The sequence below is a fragment of the Stenotrophomonas sp. ZAC14D1_NAIMI4_1 genome, assembly GCF_003086775.1.
Taxonomy (GTDB): Bacteria; Pseudomonadota; Gammaproteobacteria; order Xanthomonadales; family Xanthomonadaceae; genus Stenotrophomonas.
The window spans coordinates 2,419,690-2,442,118 of record NZ_CP026001.1; the positions used below are offsets into that span (position 1 = coordinate 2,419,690).

The 22,429-nt window shown below is 67.6% G+C and carries 20 protein-coding genes; 7 read left to right on the plus strand and 13 right to left on the minus strand.

Translation table 11 applies throughout. The annotated features are described in order from the left end of the window. Positions 1-42: 42 nt before the first annotated feature. The 4 genes from C1927_RS11205 to C1927_RS11220 form a co-directional block, all read right to left on the minus strand. On the minus strand, positions 43-486 hold the full coding sequence (locus C1927_RS11205; protein WP_108746711.1) for a DoxX family protein: 444 nt from the start codon (positions 484-486) through the stop codon (positions 43-45). Continuing rightward, positions 486-1,142 carry a hydrolase gene (locus C1927_RS11210; RefSeq protein WP_108746712.1) on the minus strand — a complete coding sequence of 219 codons (657 nt, stop codon included), beginning with the start codon at positions 1,140-1,142 and terminating at the stop codon, positions 486-488. Before C1927_RS11210 ends, C1927_RS11205 begins: the two co-directional genes overlap by 1 nt. 19 nt (positions 1,143-1,161) lie before the next feature. Further along, positions 1,162-1,533: an AraC family transcriptional regulator gene (locus C1927_RS11215; RefSeq protein ID WP_108746713.1), complete on the minus strand. Its 372-nt coding sequence runs from the start codon at positions 1,531-1,533 to the stop codon at positions 1,162-1,164. An 80-nt stretch (positions 1,534-1,613) separates the two neighbouring features. After that, positions 1,614-1,955: a hypothetical protein gene (locus C1927_RS11220; RefSeq protein ID WP_079221921.1), complete on the minus strand. Its 342-nt coding sequence runs from the start codon at positions 1,953-1,955 to the stop codon at positions 1,614-1,616. A 330-nt stretch (positions 1,956-2,285) separates the two neighbouring features. On the opposite strand from C1927_RS11220, the gene C1927_RS11225 reads away from it, so the two are divergent. From C1927_RS11225 to C1927_RS11240, 4 genes are all read left to right on the plus strand, one after another. After that, the gene (locus C1927_RS11225; RefSeq protein WP_159095348.1) at positions 2,286-5,213 is read left to right on the plus strand and encodes a sensor histidine kinase; all 2,928 of its coding nucleotides are present in this window, start codon (positions 2,286-2,288) and stop codon (positions 5,211-5,213) included. A 1-nt stretch (position 5,214) separates the two neighbouring features. After that, positions 5,215-5,865 (plus strand): response regulator transcription factor, encoded by a 651-nt coding sequence (locus C1927_RS11230; protein WP_079221923.1) that lies wholly within the window; start codon positions 5,215-5,217, stop codon positions 5,863-5,865. A 103-nt stretch (positions 5,866-5,968) separates the two neighbouring features. Beyond that, entirely contained in the window at positions 5,969-6,328 is a 360-nt protein-coding gene (locus tag C1927_RS11235; protein ID WP_108746715.1) for a hypothetical protein, read from the plus strand. A 128-nt stretch (positions 6,329-6,456) separates the two neighbouring features. Next, on the plus strand, positions 6,457-7,071 hold the full coding sequence (locus C1927_RS11240; RefSeq protein WP_079221925.1) for a DUF308 domain-containing protein: 615 nt from the start codon (positions 6,457-6,459) through the stop codon (positions 7,069-7,071). Here the strand turns inward: C1927_RS11240 and C1927_RS11245 are convergent. From C1927_RS11245 to arcA, 6 genes are all read right to left on the minus strand, one after another. Beyond that, entirely contained in the window at positions 7,050-8,444 is a 1,395-nt protein-coding gene (locus tag C1927_RS11245) for a MipA/OmpV family protein (RefSeq protein WP_108746716.1), read from the minus strand. The genes C1927_RS11240 and C1927_RS11245 overlap by 22 nt on opposite strands. A 6-nt stretch (positions 8,445-8,450) precedes the next feature. Next, positions 8,451-9,890, minus strand: a complete 1,440-nt coding sequence (locus C1927_RS11250; RefSeq protein ID WP_108746717.1) for a DcaP family trimeric outer membrane transporter — start codon at positions 9,888-9,890, stop codon at positions 8,451-8,453. A gap of 34 nt (positions 9,891-9,924) precedes the next feature. Next, the gene (locus C1927_RS11255) at positions 9,925-11,346 is read right to left on the minus strand and encodes an efflux transporter outer membrane subunit (protein WP_108746718.1); all 1,422 of its coding nucleotides are present in this window, start codon (positions 11,344-11,346) and stop codon (positions 9,925-9,927) included. Next, the gene (locus tag C1927_RS11260; protein ID WP_108746719.1) at positions 11,336-14,491 is read right to left on the minus strand and encodes a multidrug efflux RND transporter permease subunit; all 3,156 of its coding nucleotides are present in this window, start codon (positions 14,489-14,491) and stop codon (positions 11,336-11,338) included. Before C1927_RS11260 ends, C1927_RS11255 begins: the two co-directional genes overlap by 11 nt. Next, the gene (locus C1927_RS11265; RefSeq protein WP_159095349.1) at positions 14,488-15,636 is read right to left on the minus strand and encodes an efflux RND transporter periplasmic adaptor subunit; all 1,149 of its coding nucleotides are present in this window, start codon (positions 15,634-15,636) and stop codon (positions 14,488-14,490) included. Before C1927_RS11265 ends, C1927_RS11260 begins: the two co-directional genes overlap by 4 nt. A 72-nt stretch (positions 15,637-15,708) precedes the next feature. Beyond that, positions 15,709-16,959, minus strand: a complete 1,251-nt coding sequence (arcA, locus tag C1927_RS11270) for an arginine deiminase (RefSeq protein ID WP_108746721.1) — start codon at positions 16,957-16,959, stop codon at positions 15,709-15,711. Between the two features lie 245 nt (positions 16,960-17,204). On the opposite strand from arcA, the gene C1927_RS11275 reads away from it, so the two are divergent. Genes C1927_RS11275 through C1927_RS11285 form a run of 3 tightly spaced genes read left to right on the plus strand, consistent with a single transcriptional unit; the run spans position 17,205 to position 18,739 of the window. Further along, the gene (locus tag C1927_RS11275) at positions 17,205-17,666 is read left to right on the plus strand and encodes a glycine zipper 2TM domain-containing protein (protein WP_108746722.1); all 462 of its coding nucleotides are present in this window, start codon (positions 17,205-17,207) and stop codon (positions 17,664-17,666) included. 24 nt (positions 17,667-17,690) lie between these two features. Continuing rightward, positions 17,691-18,206 (plus strand): DUF6491 family protein, encoded by a 516-nt coding sequence (locus C1927_RS11280; RefSeq protein ID WP_079221933.1) that lies wholly within the window; start codon positions 17,691-17,693, stop codon positions 18,204-18,206. Then, entirely contained in the window at positions 18,206-18,739 is a 534-nt protein-coding gene (locus C1927_RS11285; RefSeq protein ID WP_079221934.1) for a YqhA family protein, read from the plus strand. The genes C1927_RS11280 and C1927_RS11285 overlap by 1 nt, the downstream gene beginning before the upstream one ends. 92 nt (positions 18,740-18,831) lie before the next feature. Here C1927_RS11285 and C1927_RS11290 read toward each other — a convergent pair whose 3' ends face one another. The 3 genes from C1927_RS11290 to C1927_RS11300 form a co-directional block, all read right to left on the minus strand. Beyond that, positions 18,832-20,235 carry a basic amino acid/polyamine antiporter gene (locus tag C1927_RS11290; RefSeq protein WP_079221935.1) on the minus strand — a complete coding sequence of 468 codons (1,404 nt, stop codon included), beginning with the start codon at positions 20,233-20,235 and terminating at the stop codon, positions 18,832-18,834. Positions 20,236-20,257: 22 nt separating this feature from the next. Continuing rightward, entirely contained in the window at positions 20,258-21,685 is a 1,428-nt protein-coding gene (locus tag C1927_RS11295) for a basic amino acid/polyamine antiporter (protein WP_079221936.1), read from the minus strand. A 110-nt stretch (positions 21,686-21,795) separates the two neighbouring features. Continuing rightward, a complete protein-coding gene (locus C1927_RS11300) occupies positions 21,796-22,341 on the minus strand; it encodes a response regulator transcription factor (protein WP_159095350.1) in 546 nt (181 codons plus the stop codon). Positions 22,342-22,429: the final 88 nt, after the last annotated feature.

Sequence of the window (22,429 nt, forward strand, 5' to 3'; positions counted from 1 at the left end):
CGACGATGACGTTGCGGCGCGACGGGAGAATCGGTTCGTCACTCATGATCTTCCATCCAGGTTCGAGGCCCGCAGGCCATCAATGGAGAAACGACCGCCGCCGAGCAGCGCGACCGAAAGCAGTGCCGCCAGCCACATCAGCGGGTATTCCACGCCCGTGCCCATCCAGAACCAGCCGTGCGGCAGCGCGATCCACACCGTGGTGGCGATGAAGCCGGCGGCAACGATCGCGGAGATGCGGGTCCAGGCGCCAAGCAGCACGGTCAGGCCGAACAGGCTCTGTACCACGGCCAGCACCAGGGCGACGGCCGGCGTGGCCGGCAGGCCGAACTGGGCCAGCTCCTGCACGAAGCCGCCCAGGCCCGGGCCGCCGAACCAGCCGAACAGCTTGCCCAGGCCGTGCGGCAGCAGGAAGCCGCCCGCACTGAGCCGCAGAAGGAGCACGGCAGCATCACGTTGAAGGTTCACTTCTGCGGCCTTTTTCATCAGTGGCCGCCTTCCTGCGCGCCGAACATGGCCTTGGCGTACTGGATGCCGATGCCGTAGCCGCCGTCGTGGTCACGGGCGATGCCGGTGGTCAGGCCATAGGTCTCGCCGCGTGCCCAGTCGCGCTGCAGTTCCAGCAGGTACTGCACGCTGGTGATCGGGCGCGCGCCGGCCTGCACCATGCGGGTGATGGCACGCTCGTGCGCTTCGTCGCTGACATCGCCGCAGGCATCGGTGATCACGTAGACCTCGAAGCCCTGCTCCAGCGCCGACAGGGTCGGGCCGACGATGCACACGCTGGTCCACAGACCCGCCAGCACCAGACGCTGCTTGCCGATGCGGTTGATCTCATCGATGACCGGCTGGTCTTCCCAGGTATTCATCGAGGTGCGGTCGAACACAGCCTGGCCGGGGAAGATCTCCGGCAGTTCCGGGAACATCGGGCCGGAGAACGACTGCTCGGCAACCGTGGTCAGCACCACCGGCACGTTGAAGCCCTTGGCGCCCTTGCTGATCAGCGACACGTTGTTGCGCAGCGCGGAGATGTCGATGGTGTGGGTGGCGAACGCCATCTGCGACTGGAAGTCGATCAGCACCAGGGCGTGGTCGGTCGGGGAAAGCAGGCCCTTGGCAGGCGTGGCGGTAGCGGTGGTCATGTCGATGTCCTTTGGGGGTTCAGGTGCTTCGTGCGGAGTAAAGCGTGGGGGTGCAGCCCATTTCTTCGCGGAAACACCGCACGAAATGGCTCTGGTCGAAGAAGCCGAACTGGGCTGCGATCTGGGCGATGGGCTGGCGGCGCCGGTGCAGCGCCAGGCTGGCCTGCTGGATGCGCGTGCGGCGGACATACCGGGATGGCGTGGTTCCCAGCCCGGTGCGGAACAGGCGCGAAAGGTGGAAGCGGCTCACGCAGGCGGCGGCCGCCACGTCCTCGATGCGCAGTGGCGTGTCCAGGTGGCACGCGATGTAGCGCAGGGCGCGAGCCAGTGCCGCGCTCTGGCTGTGTGCCTTCGCTGGCCGCGCGGCATCGGAGGGGACGGTGTGGGCCATCGACCGCAGGGATTCGTGGGGGCAGCACAGCTTGCCGGTGCCTCGCCCAACGGCGTAGCCCTGTTGGTTGGCCGCGTTGGTTACTCTTTCGGGTTACGACCCACGCCTACCAGATCGATCACACGGCGGCCGAAGGAGCACGCATCCAGCGAATACGCACCTGGCCCTAGCAGCAGCAAGCCCAGTGGAAGCAGCACCAGTGCGGTCAGTGGTCCGGTCCAGAGCATCACGCCGGTCGCCAGCAGCACCGCGAACAACGTCAGCCATCCGGCCGCGACGAGGGCCGAGACCAGCAGCGATGCCGCGGTGTGCCAGGGGTCATCGCCGATCGACAGGCACAGCGATGCGGCCAGGCACAGGCGCATCCAGAGCAGCCCGATGCCGGGCGCCCTGTCAGGGAACATTACGTAGAGCCGCTGCAAGATCGCTCCCCCTGAGCCATGAAGCGCATTAGTAGCCGATGTAATCGGTTTCCACCTGCCCCGAACGGGGTATGTCGGGCCCTTGAGCAGTGCGGGCGACTACTGCCATTTCGTTATGGCTGCGCGGCGTGAGCGGGTGCTAAGCTCGGCCCGCTCCCTGCTGGCTGGCCGCTGTCCGCGCCCTCGGGGCCATTCCCTACCCCGCAGTATCCCCGCCGTATTTCCCGCATGATTCTCTGCCGCGCCTTTCCCCGTCGCTCGCTCCGCGGGCTCCTGCTGAGCGCGTTGCTGGCGGTGTGTCCGGTTGCCTGGGCCACGCAGAACCCTCCGGTGCACGCCGGTTTCAGTGGTTACAACCACACGGCATGGCGGGCGGGCCAGGGCGCACCCGGTGATATCTGGGATATCCAGCAGGACGAAACCGGCCGGCTGTGGCTGGCCACGGGTTCGGGCCTCTATACCTTCGATGGCCAGCGCTTCGAGCGCCAGGAAAGCGTGGCCGGCGCCGGCGCGCCCTCGCTGAACATGATCACGCTGTTTGCCGATCGCCCCGGCAGCATGTGGATCGGCTACTACCACGCAGGCATCGGGCACCTGACCGAGGGCAGCACGCTGAAGACCTACCAGCGCGGCGAAGGCGTGCCGCCCGGCGTGGTGTCCAGCTTTGCCTATGACGACCAGGGCGTGCTGTGGGCGGCCGTGGAGCAAGGCCTTCGGCGCTTCAGGAATGGGCGCTGGGAGAAGCTGCCGGCCTCGATGGGCGTGCCCGAACGGCGCGGCCACTGGCTGCTGAAGGATTCGCGCGGCACCTTCTGGGCGCTGGTCGGCCAGCAGGTCTGGTACATCCCCAAGGGCGGTGCGACGTTCATTGCGACCGGCATCGGCGTCGCACAGATGTCCACACTCGCCGAGAGCCCTTCGGGCGAAATCTGGCTGGCCGACCGCGGTCGCGGCACGATGCCGATCGCCGATGCCCACGGCATGCTGGCCGAGGCCGAGCGCGAGGCGCGCCGCCTGCCCGGCATCATCGCCAGCCGCCTGCATTTCACCGCCGATGGTGTCATGTGGGCGCCGATGCGCGGCATCGACGGTGTCGGCGGCGCGGCGCGGGTGATCTTCGACGGCAAGACGGCGGTGTCGATGGAAACCTTCAACGTCGCCCAGGGCCTGACTTCCCCGGCGGCGGTGCCCGTGTTCGAGGATCGCGAAGGCAACATCTGGATCGGAACCAATCTCGGCCTCAGCCGCTTCCGCGCGCAGAGCGTACGCACGCTCAGCGAGGGGCCAACCGATCCGTACCGCGTGGTCGGGCGCAACACCGCGGGCGAACTGCTCGGCTATGGTGAGGATCCCGTTCCCTACGCCCTGCAGCGGCAGACGCTCGGCCTGCCGCGTGCCGGCCTGCAGACGGCGGCCCTCCGCAACAGCACGCCGTTCTGGCAGTTTGAATGGACCAACCTGGTCATGCGGCGCGGGCGCGAGCTGCAGCGCATCCAGTTTCCCGGCTCGGCTCAAGGCCTGCAGCCGCAGGCGCTGTACTTTCCCAATGCGCACGAAGCCTGGGCCTGCGTGCAGGGAACCTTCCTCAGCCATTACGACCATGGCGCGTGGCGCAGCCCGGTGGACCTGCAGCGCAACAGCTGCAGCGCGCTGGCCGCGGATGGTCGGGGCGGCCTGATCGCCGGGTTCGCCGATGGTGCCGTTGCGCTTTACGACGGCAAGCGGCTGCACACGCTGGGAAAGGCCGATGGACTGGACGTCGGGCCGATCACCTCGATCCTGGCGGCGGGCGACCTGCTGCTGGTTGCCGGTGAGAAGGGCCTGGCCATTCGCAGTGGCGCGAAGGCGTTCGGCGAGGTCAGGACCGATATCGCCGGCGTGCTGGAAGGCATCACCGGCATCGTGGTCGATCGCTCACGGCAGCTCTGGCTCAACGGCGGCCGCGGCCTGGTTCGGCTCGATCTTTCCACCGCCCTTGAGAGCGCGACCCAGGGCATCGTGGTCTCCCCGCGCCTGTTCGATGATGTCGATGGCATGCCGGGCGTCGCACTGCAGAGCGGGCCGCTGCCCACCGCGCAGCTTTCACCGGATGGCCTGCTGTGGCTGGGCACCAACCAGGGCCTGGCATGGCTGGACACCCTGAAGCCCAACCGCAGCCGATCCGCACCAGTCACCAGCATCGGCAACATCCACTATGGCGATGAGCAGGAGCCGCTGGCGGACGGTGCGACGATTCCGGCTGGCATCACCCAGCTGCAGATCGATTTCATCGCCCAGTCCCTTGCCCGGCCGGAACGCAATCGCTACCGCTACCGCCTGTCCCGCGTCGATGCCGGCTGGCGCGATGCCGGCAGTGCCACCACCGCGTACTACACCAACCTTGGGCCCGGCACCTACACCTTCGAGGTCATCGCGGCCAGCGAGGATGGCGTCTGGGGTACTGCACCGACCACGGCGAGCTTCACCATCGAGCCGCTGCTGACGCAGACGTTCTGGTTCCGCAGCCTGGTGGCCATTGCCATCATCCTGCTGATTGCAGCGGCCGCACGCATGCGCGCGAGAAACATCACCGCGCTGGTGAAGGCGCGCTACGAGGAGCGCCTGCACGAGCGCGAACGCATCGCGCGCGACCTGCATGACACCCTGCTGCAGGGCAGCCAGGGGCTGTTGCTGCGGCTGCATGCAATCAGCGTGATGCCTGCCCTGCCCCCCGGTGCACAGGAGCGCCTGGAATCAGCCATGCACGCCGCCGAAGACAGCCTGCGCGAGGGCCGCGACCGCGTCACCGCGCTGCGCCAGGAAGCGGACCACCGCGCCGATCTTGCCGCTGCCCTGTCGGACGTGTTCCGCCAGGACACGCAACCCGATGACCGCCGGCTGCGCGTGACCGTGGAGGGTGAGCCGACCCGGATCCGTACCGAGGCACTGGAAGAGATCTACCTGATCGGCCGCGAGGCCATCCGCAACGCCATCGAGCACTCGGGCGCCTCGGCCATCGAGGTGGAGATTGCCTACGGCACGACGTTCCGCCTGCATGTGCGTGACGATGGCCAGGGCATGGCGCCGGACCGGGTGCGGGAAGGCCACTGGGGCCTGCAGGGCATGCGCGAACGTGCCTTGCGCCTGGGCGCGGAGCTGAAGATCTGGTCGCGCCCTGGGCTGGGGACCGAGGTTGCGCTGTCCATTTCCACGCACCGATTGAACCATTCCCGGGCGGCCGCGCCGTGGTCGCGGCTGCTGAAACGGCTGAGGAGCTGACATGAACCTTCCGATCCGCATCCTGGTCGTGGACGATCACCCCCTGCTGCGCGAAGGCCTGCTGGCCCTGCTGCAGAGCAGCCCCGACATGGAGCTGGTGGCCGAGGCCGGCGATGGCGTGCAGGCCGTCAGCGCCTACTTCGAACATCGCCCGGACGTGGTGCTGATGGACCTGCAGATGCCGCGCATGGATGGCATCGAGGCGATTGCACGGATACGTGCCACCGCGCCGGAAGCGCGCATCATCGTGCTGACCACTTACAGCGGCGATGCGAAGGCGGTGAAGGCACTGCACGCCGGTGCAAGCGCCTACCTGCTGAAGGACATGCTGCGCCACGACCTGCTGTCGACCATCCGCCTGGTGCATTCCGGCAGGCGCGTCCCGTTGCCGGCCGAGGTGGCCACCAACATCGCTGCACATGTCACCCACGACGCGCTGTCGCCCCGGGAGATCGAAATCCTGGTGCTGGTTGCCGCCGGCTGTTCCAACAAGCGCATTGGCGACCAGCTGGGCATTTCCGAGCAGACGGTGAAGGCGCACATGAAGAATTCGATGGGCAAGCTGGGCGCGCGCGATCGGACGCATGCTGTGACGTTGTCACTGCAGCGCGGGATCCTCAGCCTGGGCGACGACGGCCTGGAGCCGCACTGACCCGCCTGGGTAGATTTACTGAGGCCGCAGGCGGATGCCTCCACGCCGCATTCATGGCTGCCGCGCAAGGCTGCTGCAGGTCATCCCGACCCGGTGCGCCGCCATGTTGCCTGCCACTGTTCGACGCTTTGCCATCCTGTTGTTCGAGCGCGGCGTGCTGCAGCAGGTCTTCGAGAACGCACGCAATCTCGCCGTGGCCTCGCTCATCACCGCGGCAGGCCTGGAGGTCGTGCGCTCCAGCCCTGGCGAGCTCGATCTGGCCAACCCCACCATCGTTGGCTATTTCGTGACCGCGATCGGTGCGGGCCTGTTGCTGCTCAATCTCTCGGACGGATTGTGGCGGCTGGGCAAGCTGAAATCGCACCTGACGCTGCAGCTCCTGCTGTGCGCGGCGTACGTGTTCATCACCCTGCGTGTTGCCCAGCTTGTGTTGAGCCTGAAGGCGACCAGCGGGCTGCTCTAGCGCCGCCCGGCGTGAAGGAATCCAGCCGGTTCCTGCGTACTTTTCCTGAGCGCGCATGCCGGCCGTTGGCGGCATAGTAGCCGGGTACGGCTGGCACTGGATCCGGCTCTCATCCTGGGGACGCGCTCATGACTGTGCTCTCTCGCCTCGGCAACGATCCCACTTCCATCGGCGTGGCCATGCAGGCCCGGTGGCGGCTCATGCTGGTACTCGGCGCCGTACTGGTGGTGCTGGGCATCCTTGGCCTGTACGCATCCTCGCTGGTGGCGCATGCCATGACCCTGCTGGTGGCGGCATTGCTGGTCATCGCCGGTGCGTTGCAGCTGTCGCAGGCGTTCCTGCTGCGCGGCATGCTCAGCTTCGCCATCACCATCGCGCTGGGTGCCGCCCAGGTCATTGCCGGCGTGGCGATCTACACCCATCCCGAGTGGGCGGCCTACGCGATCGCGCTGACGGTCACGGTGGTACTGGCGGTGCAGGCTCTGGCCCTGATCGGGCTGGCGCTGCGCTTTGAAGCAGGCGGCAAGCGCTGGGTGCCGCTGGTATCCGGGCTGGCGGCACTGGTGGCGGCCTTCCTCTCGGTGGCCGGGGTGGCGTGGGCCGGGCGCGCGTCGGCGTCGTGGGGCGTAGGCCTCGCGCTGCTCTCGATGGGCCTGGCCTATATCGGCATTGCCTTGCTGCTGCGGCGTGACCGTGCGCGTGGGCGCGGCGGCCCGGGGGGTCAGAACGCGCCTTCCAGGTAGGCATAGATGTAGTTGGACCCGCCATCGACGGTGCCCAGCATGCGCGCAGAACCGAAGATGCCCGAGCGGTGCGAGATGCCCACGCCGAAGTAGAGATCGTGCAGGCGCGGGTTGCCAATGATGTCGCCTACGCTGACATCAATGCTGGGATCCAGGTAGTTGAGCAGTTTGGAGGTGTTGCGCTCGCGGCGCGCCTGCGATTGCACTTCGGTGTGCGGCACGCGCTCGGCATACGACAGGCCGAAGCCGAAGCCGATGCGGGTATTCACCCGGTGCGACCACGGGAAGCCGTAATAGAAGGCTTTCATGTAAGCATCGATCTGCCAGGCATCGGGCTGGATGCCGCGCTCTTCGTGGCGCAGGATGCCGACATACCCCACCAGGTCCAGCGGCCAGCCGTTGAGGCGCGAGACGAAGGGCCGTCCGATGTGCACACCCCAGATGTCGGTGGGGTCGTCGGAATTGAGGCGGGTGCAGCTGAGGGTCATGATCTTGATCATGTGGCAGCCCTCGGCCGAGTCGCGCCCGTAGAACACTTTCACCCAGGTCGGCGTCTGCGGCTTGTTCCAGGCGACGTTGCCGTTGCCGAAGTCGTAGGCCGCGCCGAGCATGGCGCCCCATTGCAGGTCATCGCGCGCGAGCGGGCTGTTGCCGATGGCGCTGGCATGCCGGGTCAGATAGGCGCCACCGAGCACGCTCCAGTTCTGCAGCACGCGACGCCGACCGTAGAGGCCGGCGGTGACATCCAGCCCGGAGCCTGCGGCGTACGCCGGCCGCAGGTCGTCGGCCTCATCCTGTTCCACGCCGAAGTAGTAGTCGTTGAGCCGGGCGCTGCGCCACTGCAGGCTCAGCATCGGTTGCAGGGCCCAGCGTTCGCCGCGCCAGGTGTAGCCGTAGGACGAGCGCACTTCGCTGCCCTTGGATGTGCGCGAAACATCCTGGCGGACGGTCAGGTCCAGCAGGTGTGCATCGCGTTTCCAGTAGACGCGCACGCCCAGGTCAGCCTCGCTGTTGCGGGTGCGCAGGCCCTCCAGGATCGGCGGCGTCTCATCCTCCGGATAGCCCTCCAGGCGGCGCTCGACGAACAGCTCGATGCCCTCGTCCTCGCGCTGTGTCAGCTTGATGCCGGCAGTGTTGGAGCGCAGGAAGAAGCGATCGCCCTCGTACAGATACAGCGGCAACAGGTCGACACGGTCATCGGCGCCCTTGTAGGGCGACGCCTCGATCCGCATCAGCCCACCCAGTCCCGCGCTCTGCGGCTCCTCGAGCAGCGAGCCGAGGGTCGCGTTCTGGGCCGCTGCCAGCGGCGAAGCGCATATCGCCGCTGCCAGCAGGCCTGGGCGAAGGAAGCACGGACGGAGCACCGGGTTCATGGTCGGTCACCGGATGAAGTCGTACTTCAGCGCGGTCTGCACGCGGAACACATCGCCGCTGGCGCCATCCTGCTGCTCCAGCTTTCCATACAGCACTTCGGCACCCCAGCTCCAGCTCGGGGCCGGTTGCCAGATCAGGTTGACGGCCGCGTAGTCGCTGCGCCGGAAGATGCTCGGTGCAAGCAGGCTGTCGCGCTCCAGTCGCAGCTGGCTGTAGGTCAAGGTCGAACGCAAGCGGCCGGACCACAGGTGCGTATAGCCGACCCAGCCACCGTACTGCTGCAGGGTCTGCAGGTCACCGCGTGCATCGACCACGCCGTCCAGGTCCAGGCCGCCCAGGTCACCCAGGTAGGAGGCGATGCCTTCGCCGCCCACGGCGCCAAACACGAAGTAGTCGCCGCTGTCGATATTCCACGAGCCACTCAGGGCCAGGCCGCCGGCATAGGCACCGTCCCTGCCCTCGCCACTGTCGCGGGCCGAATCGTAGGCGAGGTAGCGCATCACCCCGGACAGCTGCAGGTGGCCCCAGTCTGCCTCATGGCGTGCAGCGGCGACGAGGCTGGGCGCGGCATTGCGCGATTGCTGGGTGGCGCCGGGCAGCTGCAGTTCGGGCGAGCGGTGCTCGGCCGCCACCAGCAACTGGTTGCCCTTGCCCAGCGGGAAGTACTGGCGGATGCTGGCTACGCGCGCCGACGGCGAGGCGCCCGGGCCGGCGAAATCAATCAGGTCCGGGCCCGAATCGAGGTCCATGAAGGCCGACCAGCCGAAGCCCGCGTAGGTATTGCCGAGCTGGCCCCAGGCATGGCGCAGGCGGTAGCCGTAACTTCCACCGGAACCGAAGAAATCGTTCTGCAGCAGCATGCGCAGCTGGCCGCGCTCGGTATCGCGGCGCGCCTCGAAGGTGAAGCGGGTCTGCCGCGCATGCATGTTGAAGCGACTGCTGTCGCGGCCGCCATCGACGGGAATGTCCGAGGTGATGAACTGGTCACTGTCGCCGGCATCGCCGTTGTCCCACATCGCATCCAGCTTGGCGTAGCCCCCCAGGCGGATCCACGTTGCCGTGCCGGGCACCTGGAAGAAGCCGTCCAGGTCCGAGCCCGTCGGCACTTCGTTGTCGGCACGGGCCGAGGCCTGGTCGTCCTCGTCGAACGATTCCCGCGCCGGCAACGGGGAGATGATCAGCTTCAGTGCCGTCGGCATCGTCAGCGCGGGCGCAGCGGAAGTGCCGGCCGCCTGGGCGGTGTTGCCAGCCAGTGCAGGCGTTGCCGCGCCCGGTGGCGTTGCGGCCTGGCTGGCTTCCAGCGCCTGGATGCGTGCGGTGAGAACCTCGACGGTTTCGCGCAGCTGTTTCAGCTCCGCGTCCTGGCCGGCATCGCGGCTCTGGGTCAGTGCGTAGGCGGGTGTCAGCGAAGAAGCAAGGCAGATGGCGCGAAGAAGCACGTGCATGGCAGCAGCCTCCGGGGGATGGAAGGTCGATCGGTCAGCGTGGCGCGTCGGTGGGGCTGGCCTGGCCGCCTCCGAGGGCGGCGTACAGGTTCACCGCGTCCTGCAGGGCATTGGCCCGCAGCTGCAGCAGGTTCTGTTCGGCACTGAAGTGGTTGCGCTCGGCATCAAGCACCTCCAGGTACGGCGTCAGGCCGACGCCATAGCGGTCCTGCGCGGTGGCCACCAGCGCGGCCTGCACGGCTACGGCCTGCACCTGGGCGGCAATCTGCACATCGTTCTGCTCGGTGGCCTGAAGGCCACCTGCCACTTCACGGAATGCGTTCTGCACCGTGGACTGGTAGCTCAGTTCGCGTTCTTTTCGTGCTGCGTGCGCGGCGTCGACACGCGCACGGCGTGCGCCCCAATCAAACAGGGGCAGCAGCGCGCCCGCGCCGAAGGACCAGACCCGATTGCTGTCGGAGACCAGGCCGGACAGCTCATTGGAGGCATAGCCGCCTGCGCCGGTCAGGGCAATCGTGGGGAAGTACAGCGCACGCGCCGCGCCGATGTTGGCATTGGCCGCACGCAGCTGCTGTTCGGCCATGCGGATGTCCGGCCGCGCCTCCAGCAATGCCGAGGGCGCTCCCGCGGCCAGCCGGGCCAGCTGGGCGTCGGGTTGCAATGGCAGGCCCTCGGGCAGCGGCGACGGCAGCGGCGCACCCACCAGGAACTGCAGCAGTTGTTCGGCCAATGCACGACTGCGGCGCAGCTGTGCCAGCTGCAGTTCAGCCTGCAGTACCAGGGCCTGCGACTGGTTGAAATCGATGGACGAGGTCAGTCCCGCGTCCATCCGCAGCTGGGCCAGTTCCAGCGTCTGCCGGCGGCTGTCCAGCGAACGCTCGGCCAGGTCGATGCCCTGCTCGCTTGCCCGCAGCGCGTAGTAGCTTGCGGCCACGTTTGCCACCAGGCTCAGTTCGCCGATGTTGCGCGCTTCCACCGTGGCCAGGTACTGGCGCCGGGCAGCCTCGCTGAGGTTGGCGACACGGCCCCAGAAGTCCAGCTCGAAGCTGGGCACTGCCACCTGCACCGCGTAGCTGTCCACGGTTACCCGCGGCGCGTCGTCCGCCGCACTGAGCGGGGTACGCACGCGCTGGGCCGAGCCCTGCGCATCCAGTGATGGCAGGCGTTGGCTGTTCTGGATGCGGTACTGCGCGCGTGCCTGTTCGATGCGGGCCGCGGCCGCGCCCAGGTCACGGTTCTGCTGCAGCGCCTGGCCGATCAGCCCGACCAGCACGGGATCCTTGAAGTACGCCTGCCACGGGGGCGGAGCCACGGCCGTGGCGGCCGCGTCGGCCTGCGGATAGTGCTCCGGCACGCTGCCGTCAGGGCGCAGGTAGGCCGGGGCGAGGTTGCAGCCGCCCAGCAGCACCGCGAGTGTCGCGCTGGCTGCCAGCACGAAGAGACGGTCAGGCCGCATCGTCGGCTCCCTGCTCCTGCCCCCGCCGGCGCTGCTCCCGCCGGCGCTGCCCGCGCCAACGGCGCAGCAGGTAGTAGAACAACGGGGTGAAGAAGATGCCGAGCACGGTGGCGCTGAGCATGCTGCCCAGCACGCCGGTGCCCACGGCCTGGCGGCTGGCCGCACCGGCGCCGCTGGCGATCACCAGCGGCACCATGCCGACGATGAAGGTCAGGCTGGTCATCAGGATCGGCCGCAGGCGCTGGTGCGCGGCCTGCAGGATCGCCTCGCGCACGGGAACCCCGCGCGCTTCCTCGTCCAGGCCGAACTGCACGATCAGGATCGCGTTCTTGGCGGCCAGGCCGATGATCGTCACCAGGCCCACGGTGAAGTACACATCGGCGGACATGCCACGCAGGGCGGTGAACAGCACCGCGCCGAGAATGCCCAGCGGCACCACCAGCAGCACGATCACCGGGGTCAGCCAGCTCTCGTACAACGCGGCCAGCAGCAGGAAGGCGACCACGAAAGCCAGGCCGAGCAGCAGGCCCACCTGCCCGGCGGCCTCGCGCTCCTCCCGCGCCGTCCCGGTCCATTCAAAGCGCATGCCCGACGGCAGCACCTCGGCGGCGATACGTTCCATTTCCTCCAGGGCAGCACCACTGGAAACGCCCGCCGCGCCTTCGCCGGAGACCGTTGCCGAAAGGAAGCCGTTGTACCGTTCCACCTGCTGCTCGCCGGTGGTCCAGCGCGTGCGTGCGAATGCCGAAAGCGGTACCGACTGCCCGCCACTGCCGACCACGCGCAGATCGCTCACATCCTCGGCACGCATGCGCTGCTCGGCGTCGGCCTGCACGAACACCCGCAGGACGTTGCCCTGGCGCACGAAATCATTCACGTAGGCCGAGCCGAACAGGATGCCCAGCGCCTGGTTGGCCTGCGACAGCGGCACGCCCAGCGAACGTGCCTGCGTACGGTCGATGTCCACGAACAGTTGGGGCGCGCGTGGCATGCCTTCCGGGCGCACGCCAGTCAGTCTGGGGCTGGCGGCGGCGCGGGCGGTGATGCCCATCGCTGCCGCCGCAAGCGCCTGTGCACCGGCGCCGCCACGGTCCTCGATCTTCATGGTGAAGCCGGAGGCGTTGCCCAGCGCCTGGATGGCCGGCGGATTGATCGCAAACACCTGTGCCTGCGGAATGCGCGAGAAGGCCATGTTCATGCGGTTGGCCAGCGTCATCGCGCTGTGTGCCGCGCCACGCCGCTCCGCCCACGGATGCAGGTCGACGAACGACATGCCCACTGACTGGCCCTGGCCAAAGAAGCTGAAGCCCACCACGGTCACCACGTTCCGCACCTCGGGCTGCTGGTGCAGGATCGCCTCGGCCTGCGCCGCTGCCGCGCGGGTGCGCTCCATCGTCGAGCCCGGCGCCGCGTTGTAGGCCACGAACAGGTAGCCCTGGTCTTCGGTGGGCAGGAAGCCGCTGGGCAGGCGCACGTACATCGCCGCCGTCAGCAGCACCACGCCCAGGAAGATGCCGATCCACAGCCAGGGCCGCACCAGCATGCGGCCCACCCAGTCGGTGTAGGTCCGGCTGCTGCGCTCCAGGCCGCTGTTGACCGCTGTGTACAGGCGGCGCAGCGGGCCGCCACGGCCCTTTGTTTCGTCCCTGGGGCGCAGCACCGCCGCGCAGATGGCCGGGGCCAGGGTGAGCGAGAGGATGGTCGAAACCACCAGCGAAATGCTCAGCGTCACCGCGAACTGCCGGTAGATGCCGCCTGCCGATCCGGGAAAGAAGCCCATCGGAATGAACACCGCCAGCAGCACCAGCGTGGTGGCGATGATCGCGCCGGTCAGCTGGCCCATTGCCTTGACGGTTGCCTCATGCGGCGGCAGATCTTCCTCGCGCATGATGCGCTCGACGTTCTCCACGATCACGATCGCGTCGTCGTTGAGGATGCCGATGGCCACCACCATGGCGAACAGGGACAGCAGGTTGATGGAGACGCCGAAGGCCAGCAGCCCCATGCAGGCACCCAGCAGCGAGACCGGCACCACGATGGTGGGCAGGAACACCGCGCGCCAGCTCTGCAGGAACAGCAGCACGACCACCGACACCAGCACCAGCGCCTGCACCATGGTTGTGGTCACCCCACGCACCGATTCGGTGATGAACGGCGTGGTGTCGAACGGGGTCACCCAGGACATGCCACCGGGGAAACTGGCCTGCAGGTCGTTCATGCGCGCACGCACGGCGTTGGCGGTGGCCAGCGCGTTGGCACCGCTGGCCAGCGAGACCGCCAGGCCGGCCGTTTCGCGGCCATTGAGGCTGAGCGAGAAGGCATAGTTGTCGCGTCCCAGCTCGACCCTGGCAACATCGGACAGGCGCACCGTGGCAGCGCCGGGCGTGGCCCGCAGGATGATCTGGCGGAACTGCTCGGGCGTGCTGAAGCGCCCACGCAGTACGATCTGTGCAGTGGTTTCGGTGCCGGGCGCGATGGGCTGCAGGCCCAGGCCACCGCCGGCGGTCTGCGCGTTCTGTTCGCGGATGGCGGCAATCACTTCGCCCGGGGCCAGCCCATAGCTCAGCAGCTTCTCGCGGTCCAGCCAGATGCGCATGGCGTAGCTGGAGCCAAACAGGGAGACATCACCGACGCCAGGCACCCGCCGCAGTTCGTCAGCCACGTTGTTGGCGGCAAAGTCGCCCAGCTCCAGCGCCGAAAAGCGGTTCTGGTCCGAGGTGAGCGCGACCAGCATCAGGAAGCCGCTGTTGGCCTGGGTCACCCGCACGCCCATCTGCCGCACTTCATCGGGCAGGCGGGGCTCGACCCGCGCCAGCCGGTCCTGGATCTGCGACCGGGCGATATCCAGGTCGGTGCCACTGCGGAAGGTGACGCGGATCTGCGCGGTGCCATTGGCACGGCTGGTCGAGCTCATGAACAGGAAGTCATCCACCCCGCTCAGCTCGTTCTCGATCACCGAAGTGACCGTGCGGTCGAGCGTCTGTGCATCGGCACCCACAAACGTGGCCGAGATGCTCAGCGACGGTGGGGCTACGTCCGGGTACTGCTCCACCGCCAGCTGCTGGAAGGCAATGCCACCAAACAGGATCGCGAACAGGGCGATCACCCATGCCAGCACCGGCCGATAGACAAAGACGCTGTTCACGGCGCCTTGCCTTTGCCCGGCGGCGCCGTGTTGATTGCCACCGGTTGGCCGGGTTGCACCTTGTGCCAGCCGTCCACGACCACGCGGTCACCCGCTTCCAGCCCGGCACTGACGATCCAGCGGCCACCGGCCTGGCCGGCCAGCGTGACCGGCCGACGCTGCGCAATGCCCTCCGCCGTCACCACCATCACCGAGGATTCGTCCTCGCCGATCTGCACGGCGCGCTCGGGCACGCTCATGCCGTTGCGCAGGGTGCCGACCGCCAGCTGGCCGCGCACGAACTGGCCGGGCAGCAGCCGGCCCTCCGGGTTCTTCAGCCGGGCCCGCAGCACCCGGCTGCCGGTGGAGGGATCGATGGCGGTTTCGCTGAAGTCCAGCGTGCCGACCATGGGCGGACGCGCATCGCCCTCCAGCAGCAGGGTGACGTCCACCCGCTGGTCTGGCCCGAGCACCACCCTGCCCTCGCTGACATCGCGCTCCATCGCGTCCATCGCCACGTGCGAGGGATTGAAGATCACGAACGCGGGGTCGAGCTGGTCGATGCGGGTGAGCAGCGTTGCCGTGGCGGCGCTGGCCAACGCGCCCTCACTGACCTGGGCGCGCCCGGCGCGGCCGGCAATCGGCGCGCGCACCAGTGCATGGTCGAGCTGCAGCCTGGCCCGTGCAACGGCGGCCTGCGCCTCCTGCAGCGCGGCATCGGCCTGGCGGAAGCCGGCCTGCGCGGACTCGAACTCCTGCACGCTCACGGCCTTGCGCTGCACCAGCTGGGCCAGCCGGGCCCGCAGTGCGGAGGTCTGTGCGCGTGCAGCCTGGGCCGAAGCCAGCGAGGCGTTGGCCTGCTGCAGCCTCGCGCGCAGATCGCGGGGGTCGATCTGGAACAGGGGCGCATTCGCGGCAACCGTGGTGCCATCCACGTACAACTGCTGCTCGATGATGCCGTCGGCGCGTGCGCGCACCTCGACCGAGCGCCCTGCCTCGACCCGGCCTGGCAGCTCCACCAGGTTCGGTACCACCTGCGCCTGCACGACTTCCACATCCACCAGCGTCGGCGGCCGCGCGCCACCGGGGGCGTTGCCGCTGCGGTCGCACGCAGCCAGCAGCGGCGCGGTCAGCACCAGCCAGGCCACACATCGCAGGATAGGCATCATCGTGACCTCCGCACCGTGGCGCGCCGGGCTGCCCGGCCGCGCAGGAAAGCCAGGCTGGGCCCGGCCGGCCTAGAACTGCACCGGGTCGCGGATCAGCGGGCACGTCATGCAGTGCCCACCACCGCGGCCACGGCCGAGCTCGGCGCCGACGATGCTGATCACCTCGATGCCTTCCTTGCGCAGGCCCGTATTGGTGGCGGTGCTGCGGTCGTAGGCCACCACCACGCCGGGCGAGACCGCCACCAGGTTGTTGCCGCTGTCCCACTGCGAGCGTTCGGCGGCATAGCGGTCGCCGCCGGACTCGACGATCCGCAGCTTCTGGAAGCCCAGCGCCTCGGCCACCACGTCATTGAAGTGGCGCTTTTCGAAGACGATCTCGAAGCCGGGTTCCTTGTCGCTGGGGTACAACGAAACCGGATGGATCTGGTCGACGATGCCGGGGAACACGGTCACCACGTCGCGGTCGGCGAAGGTGAACACCGTATCCAGGTGCATGGCCGAGCGCAGCTTGGGCATCACCGCCACGATGATGCGGGTGGCCGCGCCGTTGCGGAACAGCGACTGTGCCAGCTGGGTGATGGCGGTGCGCGAGGTTCGCTCGCTCATGCCGATCAGGACGATGCCGTTGCCGGCGATGAGTACGTCGCCCCCTTCCAGGGTGGCATTGCCATGGTCGACGGTGGGATCGCCGAACCAGATGGGGAAGTCGGCCTTGGCGAAATCCGGATGGAACCGGTAGATCGCCGTGGTCAGGATGGTTTCCTCGTGGCGTGCCGGCCAGTACAGCGGATTGAGGGTCACGCCCTGGTAGATCCAGCAGGTGGTATCCCGGGTGTACAGGGTGTTGGGCAACGGGGGCAGCAGGTAGCCCACCAGCTCGGGCATGGCACGCATGGTCTGCAGGGTCGGGCCGGCGAAGTCCTCGGGCAGGTCGAGCACGCTCAGGCCGCCGATCAGCGTCTCGGCCAGGCGCCGCGGCGGCAGCTCCTGCAGGTAGGCGCGCACCTCGGCCATGAACTCCAGGCCCACCTCGCTGGCATTGATCTGGTGGTCGAGGATCCAGTTGCGTGCCTCGTCGATCTCCAGGGTCTCCGCCAACAGGTTGTGCATCTCGACCACGTCCACGCCGCGGTCGCGCATCTTGGACATGAAATCGAAATGGTCGCGCTTGGCGTTGTCCACCCAGATCACGTCATCGAACAACAGGTCGTCCTTGTTGCGCGGCGTCAGCCGCATGTGTGCCAGGCCCGGTGAACACACCATCACCTTCCTGAGAACACCCACTTCAGAGTGGACGCCATACACCGGTGCGCTGGACATGGAAGACTCCGCATCAACGAAAGGGGTGATCGCATCCTAGTCGCCGGAATGCAGGAAATGGCTTGTTTTAGGTAGAAAACAGTAGAAATACCTACCCCGATGGCGGCGCGCTCGTGCGCGTATTTCAGTATCGTTGGCCCTGAGGTAGCGCTGCGCCAATCGCACGCAGCGAGGAAGGTTCCCTGCATGCCAGGGATGCTCGGCTGGCAATCGATAGTTCCCTCACTCCCTGCTGGAGAAGCATCATGAGCTTGCGAAACGTGAGCGCCGCATCGGCGCTGCTGGCGTCGTCCCTGCTGCTTGGCGCCTGTGCCACCCACACCACCCCCAGCACGTTCAACCGGTCCGAGGTGGGCCGCGCGCAGACCGTCGAATGGGGCACGATCCAGTCCATCCGTGACGTGCAGATCCAGAACGATTCACGCGGCGTGGCGACCGTCACCGGCGCTGCCGTCGGCGGCATTGCCGGCAGTACCATCGGTGGTGGCCGGCGCGCGAATGCCGTCGGTGCGATCGTCGGTGCCGCTGCGGGCGGTGCGGCCGGCAATGCGCTGGCGCGCGGTGCACGCAATGGCGTGGAGATCACCGTACAGCTGGAAAACGGCCGCACCGTTGCCGTCGCGCAGGATGGCAATGCCGCCGACTACCGGGTCGGTGATCGCGTCCGCGTCTCCAGCGATGGCGTGACCACCCGCGTCAGCCGATAAGCCCGCCTGAAAGGAGAGGTCGCCATGCGTACTGTCCTGTTGTCCGCCCTTGCGTTGGCGCTGGCATCCAGCTGCAGCACCACCCCCACGATGACCACCAACGAGCGCATCGCGCTCTACTTCGAGCATGCTGGCGACCCGGTGCCCTCGTTCCGGCTCACCCGCTTCGTGCGCCAGACCCAGTGGACGCCGCTCGGTGACCGCGCGCTTGCGGTGTGGACCACACAGAGCCGCGGCTACCTGCTGCAGCTGCGCGGGCGCTGTACGGGCCTGTCGTTTGCCCACACCGTGCAGATGACCAACTCGTTCGGCATCGTCAGCGCCCGCTGGGACAGCGTCATCCCACGCACGGCCAGCATGCCCATGGCGCAGCAGTGCCGCATCATGCGCATCCGCCCGCTGGATGCCACCGGCCTGCGTGACGCGCGGCGCGAGATGCGCAGTACCACCCGCAGTGATCGCGCGACCGATGTGAGCCAGGACAACGGGCCGGACGTCAGTGATCGGCCGGCGGACTACATCGGCGAGCCGGCCAGCTGATGTCCCGCCTGCGCAGCCTGCTGGCCCGCGGCGTATCGCGCAGCCTGTTCGATGCGCGATGGATCATGGCGCCGTTCTACTTCGGCCTGGTGGTGGCCCTGGTGCTGCTGCTGGTGGTGTTCCTGCGCGAGCTGGCCGAGGGCCTGCTGGCCCTGCCCCAGCTCTCGCCGGTTGACGCGGTGCTGCTCACCCTCAGCCTGATCGACCTGTCACTGGTGGCAAACCTGCTGCTCATCGTCACCCTGGCCGGCTACGAGAACTTCGTCGCGCGCATCGATTCGGGCGAGGAGCGGCGCCCGTCGTGGATGGGCACGGTCGATTTCGCGGCGATGAAGATGAAGCTGATGGGGTCGATCATCGCCATTTCGGCCATTGCCCTGCTGCGTACCTTCATGAAGCTGGAAGAAGGCAAGCACGTCGAGCCGGAACTGCTGCGGATGATGGCGGTCATCCACGGCCTGCTGCTGGTGTCTGCCCTGGTGCTGGCCATCACCGAGCGCCTGGCGCGTACTTCGAAGGCCCCTCCCCCCTAGGGTCTGCTTTGGTGTGGCAATCGATCAGGCCGTCCGGCCCGGACCTCCCCTCCCCGCGTGCCGGACGGTTCCCTTTTTCAGGGAAGGCCCCTTCACAGCCGCAGGTGCCCGCTTGCCAGCGCGGCCAGGCCGATCAGCGCCATCACCGTGAGCAGGGCCAGGGTGAACCGTTCGCCGCGCTGCAGCCTGACGCCGCGACCACGCTGCCAGGCCCAGTACATCAGCGAGCCGGGCACGTACAGCAGGCTGGACAGCAGCAGGTAGCGGGTGCCACCGGCCAGCAGCATCGCCGCGGCGTACAGCGTGGCCAGCGCCGCCACCCAGCGCATGGAGGCACCCTCGCCGCCCAGCGACAGCTTCAACTGGTAGGCGCCCACCAGCAGGTACGGCACCAGGGTCATGGCGCTGGTCATCATCAGGGCCAGGGTAAAGGCGTACTCGGCGAACCAGCTCACCAGCAGAAACAGCTGGATCACGCCATTGGTCAGCCACAGGGCGGCGGAGGGCACGCCGCGTGCGTTCTCGCCCGCCAGCTGCCCCGGCATCGCATCGTGGCTCGCGGCCGAATGCAGCACCTCGGCCGCCAGCAGCGACCACGACAGGTAGTTGCCCAGCACCGACACCAGCAGCCCCACGCTGATGAACAGCACGCCCCAGCGCCCGACCATGGCTTCCATCACGCCGGCAACGGACGGGGTGCGCAGCGCCGCCAGTTCGGCACGCGGCAGGATGCCGTAGGACAGCAACGTGACCATCACCAGCAGGCTCAGCACACCCAGGAACCCAGCGACCGTGGCAATGCCCACGTCCTCGCGGCGGCGCGCATGGCGCGAATAGACACTTGCCCCTTCGATGCCAACGAACACGAACACGGTCACCAGCAGCGTGCCGCGCACCTGCTGCCACAGCGGCTCGGGAGCACCGTCACTGCCGCCGGCCAGGTTGGCGATGAAGACATCCGGCTGGAAATGCAGCAGCAGGAAGAAGACGAACACCCCCAGCGGCACCAGCTTGGCCACGGTGGCGACGGTATTGATCAGCGCTGCTTCCTTGATGCCGCGCAGGATGAGGAAGTGAAAGCCCCACAGCAGCAGCGATGCGGACGCAATCGCCAGCACGGTGGTGCCATCCCCGAACGCCGGAAAGAAATGCCCGAGGGTGGCCTTGATGAGTATGAGGCAGGCCACATCGGCCAGGCAGCAGCCCAGCCAGTAGCCCACCGCCGAGAGAAAGCCGGCATAGGGCCCGAAGCCGGCCCGCGCATAGGCGTAGATGCCCGAATCCAGCTCCGGCTTCAGCCGCGACAGCGACTGGAACACCAGCGCCAGCATCAGCATGCCGCTGCCGGCGATGGCCCAGGCGATCATCGCCCCCTGGCCGCCGGTGCGCAGCGCAAAGGCCGCAGGCAGCGCGAACATGCCTGAGCCGATCATCGAGCCGACCACCAGGGCGGTCAGCTCCAGCCGGGAAAGCTGCCGGGTCTGCGCCGGGTTCATCGTGCACCCTCCCCGGCTGCGCTCAGATCTCGATGTACCCGGTCGCGATCCAGTAGACGCCCACGAGGGCGGCGATGATGGCCAGCACCAGGATCGCGGCGTCGGAGGACCGGGTGATGAACTTCTGCCCCTGCTCGCGCCGCGCCCACAGGTACAGCAGGCTGCCCGGCGCATACAGCACGGCCGAAAGCACGATGTACTTGATGCCGCCGGCCCAGAGCAGGAAGGCGGTGTAGATGGTGGCGGCCACGCAGAGGAACAGATCGCGCCCCCTGTCCTGCGGCCAGACGTCATAGGTTTCCCCTTTGCGCGTCAGCTGCAGCCCGTAGGCGGCCACCAGGAAGAACGGAATCAGGGACATCGCGCTGGTCAGGTTCAGCATCAGGCTGAAGGCATCGCGCGACCAGTAGGTGCTGATGACGATCAGCTGGATGATGATGTTGGTGGCCCACAGGGCCGCCGAAGGCACGCCGTTGGCGTTTTCGCGGGCGAACACCTTGGGCATGTCCCGGGTGCGCGCGGCCGCGGACAGCACTTCGGCGCAGATCAGCGACCAGGTGAGGTAGGCGCCCAGTACCGATACCAGCAGTCCGACGCTGACGAAGATCGCGCCCCATTGCCCCACCACCGCCTCCAGCAGCGCGGCCATCGACGGCTGGCGCATCGCGGCGATGTCCGCACGCGGCACCACCGCATACGGCAGCAGGGTCACCAGCACCATCAGCGTGGTCACCACCAGGAAGCCGGTGATGGTCGCCGAGCCGACATCGCGTCGATCCTTGGCATAGCGCGAATAGACGCTGGCCCCCTCGATGCCGAGGAACACGAACACGGTCACCAGCATGGTCGCGCGGACCTGGGCAAAGATGCCGCCCTCCAGGTCACCGCCGTAGAAGTTGAGGGTGAACATCTCCGTACGGAACGCGAAGACCATGATGGCCAGGAAGACCAGGATGGGAATGACCTTGGCAATGGTCACGATCTTGTTGATGGCCGCTGCCTGCTGCACGCCGCGCAGGATCATGAAATGGAACAGCCAGATGCCGATCGACGCGACCAGGATGGCCACCACGGTATTGCCATCGCCGAACACCGGGAAGAAGGCACCGAGCGTGGACTTGATCAGCACCCAGTAGGACACGTTGCCGATGCAGCTGCCGATCCAGTAGCCAAACGCAGAGAGGAAGCCGGGGTAGTCGCCGAACCCTTCCTTGGCGTAGGCAAACACGCCCGCATCCAGGTCGGGCTTGCGTTCGGCCAGCAGCTGGAACACGCGCGCCAGCGTGTACATGCCCAGGCCGGCGATGAGCCAGGCCACCACCGCGCCCAGTGGCCCGGTGGCGCCTGCAAACGTGCGTGGAAGGGAGAAGATGCCTGCACCGATCATTCCGCCGACGACCATGGCGGTGAGCTGGGTGCGTGTCATCTTGATCAGGTGGGAGGAAGACATGGCAAACGCTCCACCGGCTGGCAAGGTCAGTGGGCGCATAGTGGCCCATTCCCTTTCGCTGCGCCTCAGTACTTCTACCGGTTATGCCGTGTCTTCTGCAACGGCCATCACTAAAAGTGACGCGTCGCGCTTTCCACCAGGCCAAGCTCGTGTGCGCGGCGCACCAGCTCGATGGTGCCGTGCACGCCGAAGGCCTGCATCAGGGCGTACTTGTGCGATTCCACGGTGCGCACCGAGATGCCCAGCGAATAGGCGATCTGCTTTGAGCGCAGGCCCAGCGCGACCTGGCTGAGGATCTGCCGCTGCTTGTCGGTGAGCGGTGGCGTGCGGCACGACCCGCCTGCGATCACCGGTGCCGCCAGCGCCGGGCTCACGTAATGGCGGCCGTTGATAACGTCCTCCACCGCGCGCAGCAGCTCTTCGCCGGCTGCGGATTTTAGTACGTAGCCCATCGCACCCGCGCGCAGCGCATCCCTGGCCAGCCACGGATCGGCGTGCATGGTGAGGAAGATGAAAGGCACCTGCAGGCCCGTGGCGTACAACTGGCGCATCGCGTCCAGGCCGTTGGCGTGCTGCATGCTGATATCGGAGATGACCAGCGCGAAGCTGCCGGACTGCACCTGCTGCAGCAGCCGCTCAGCGGAATCGACGCGCACCACCGGGTGGCAGCAGGCTCTCCACTCCTTCGGCGACGAGCACGTGGTCGTCCGCAACAAGTATCCGCGTTTGCGCTTGGGGGCTGGA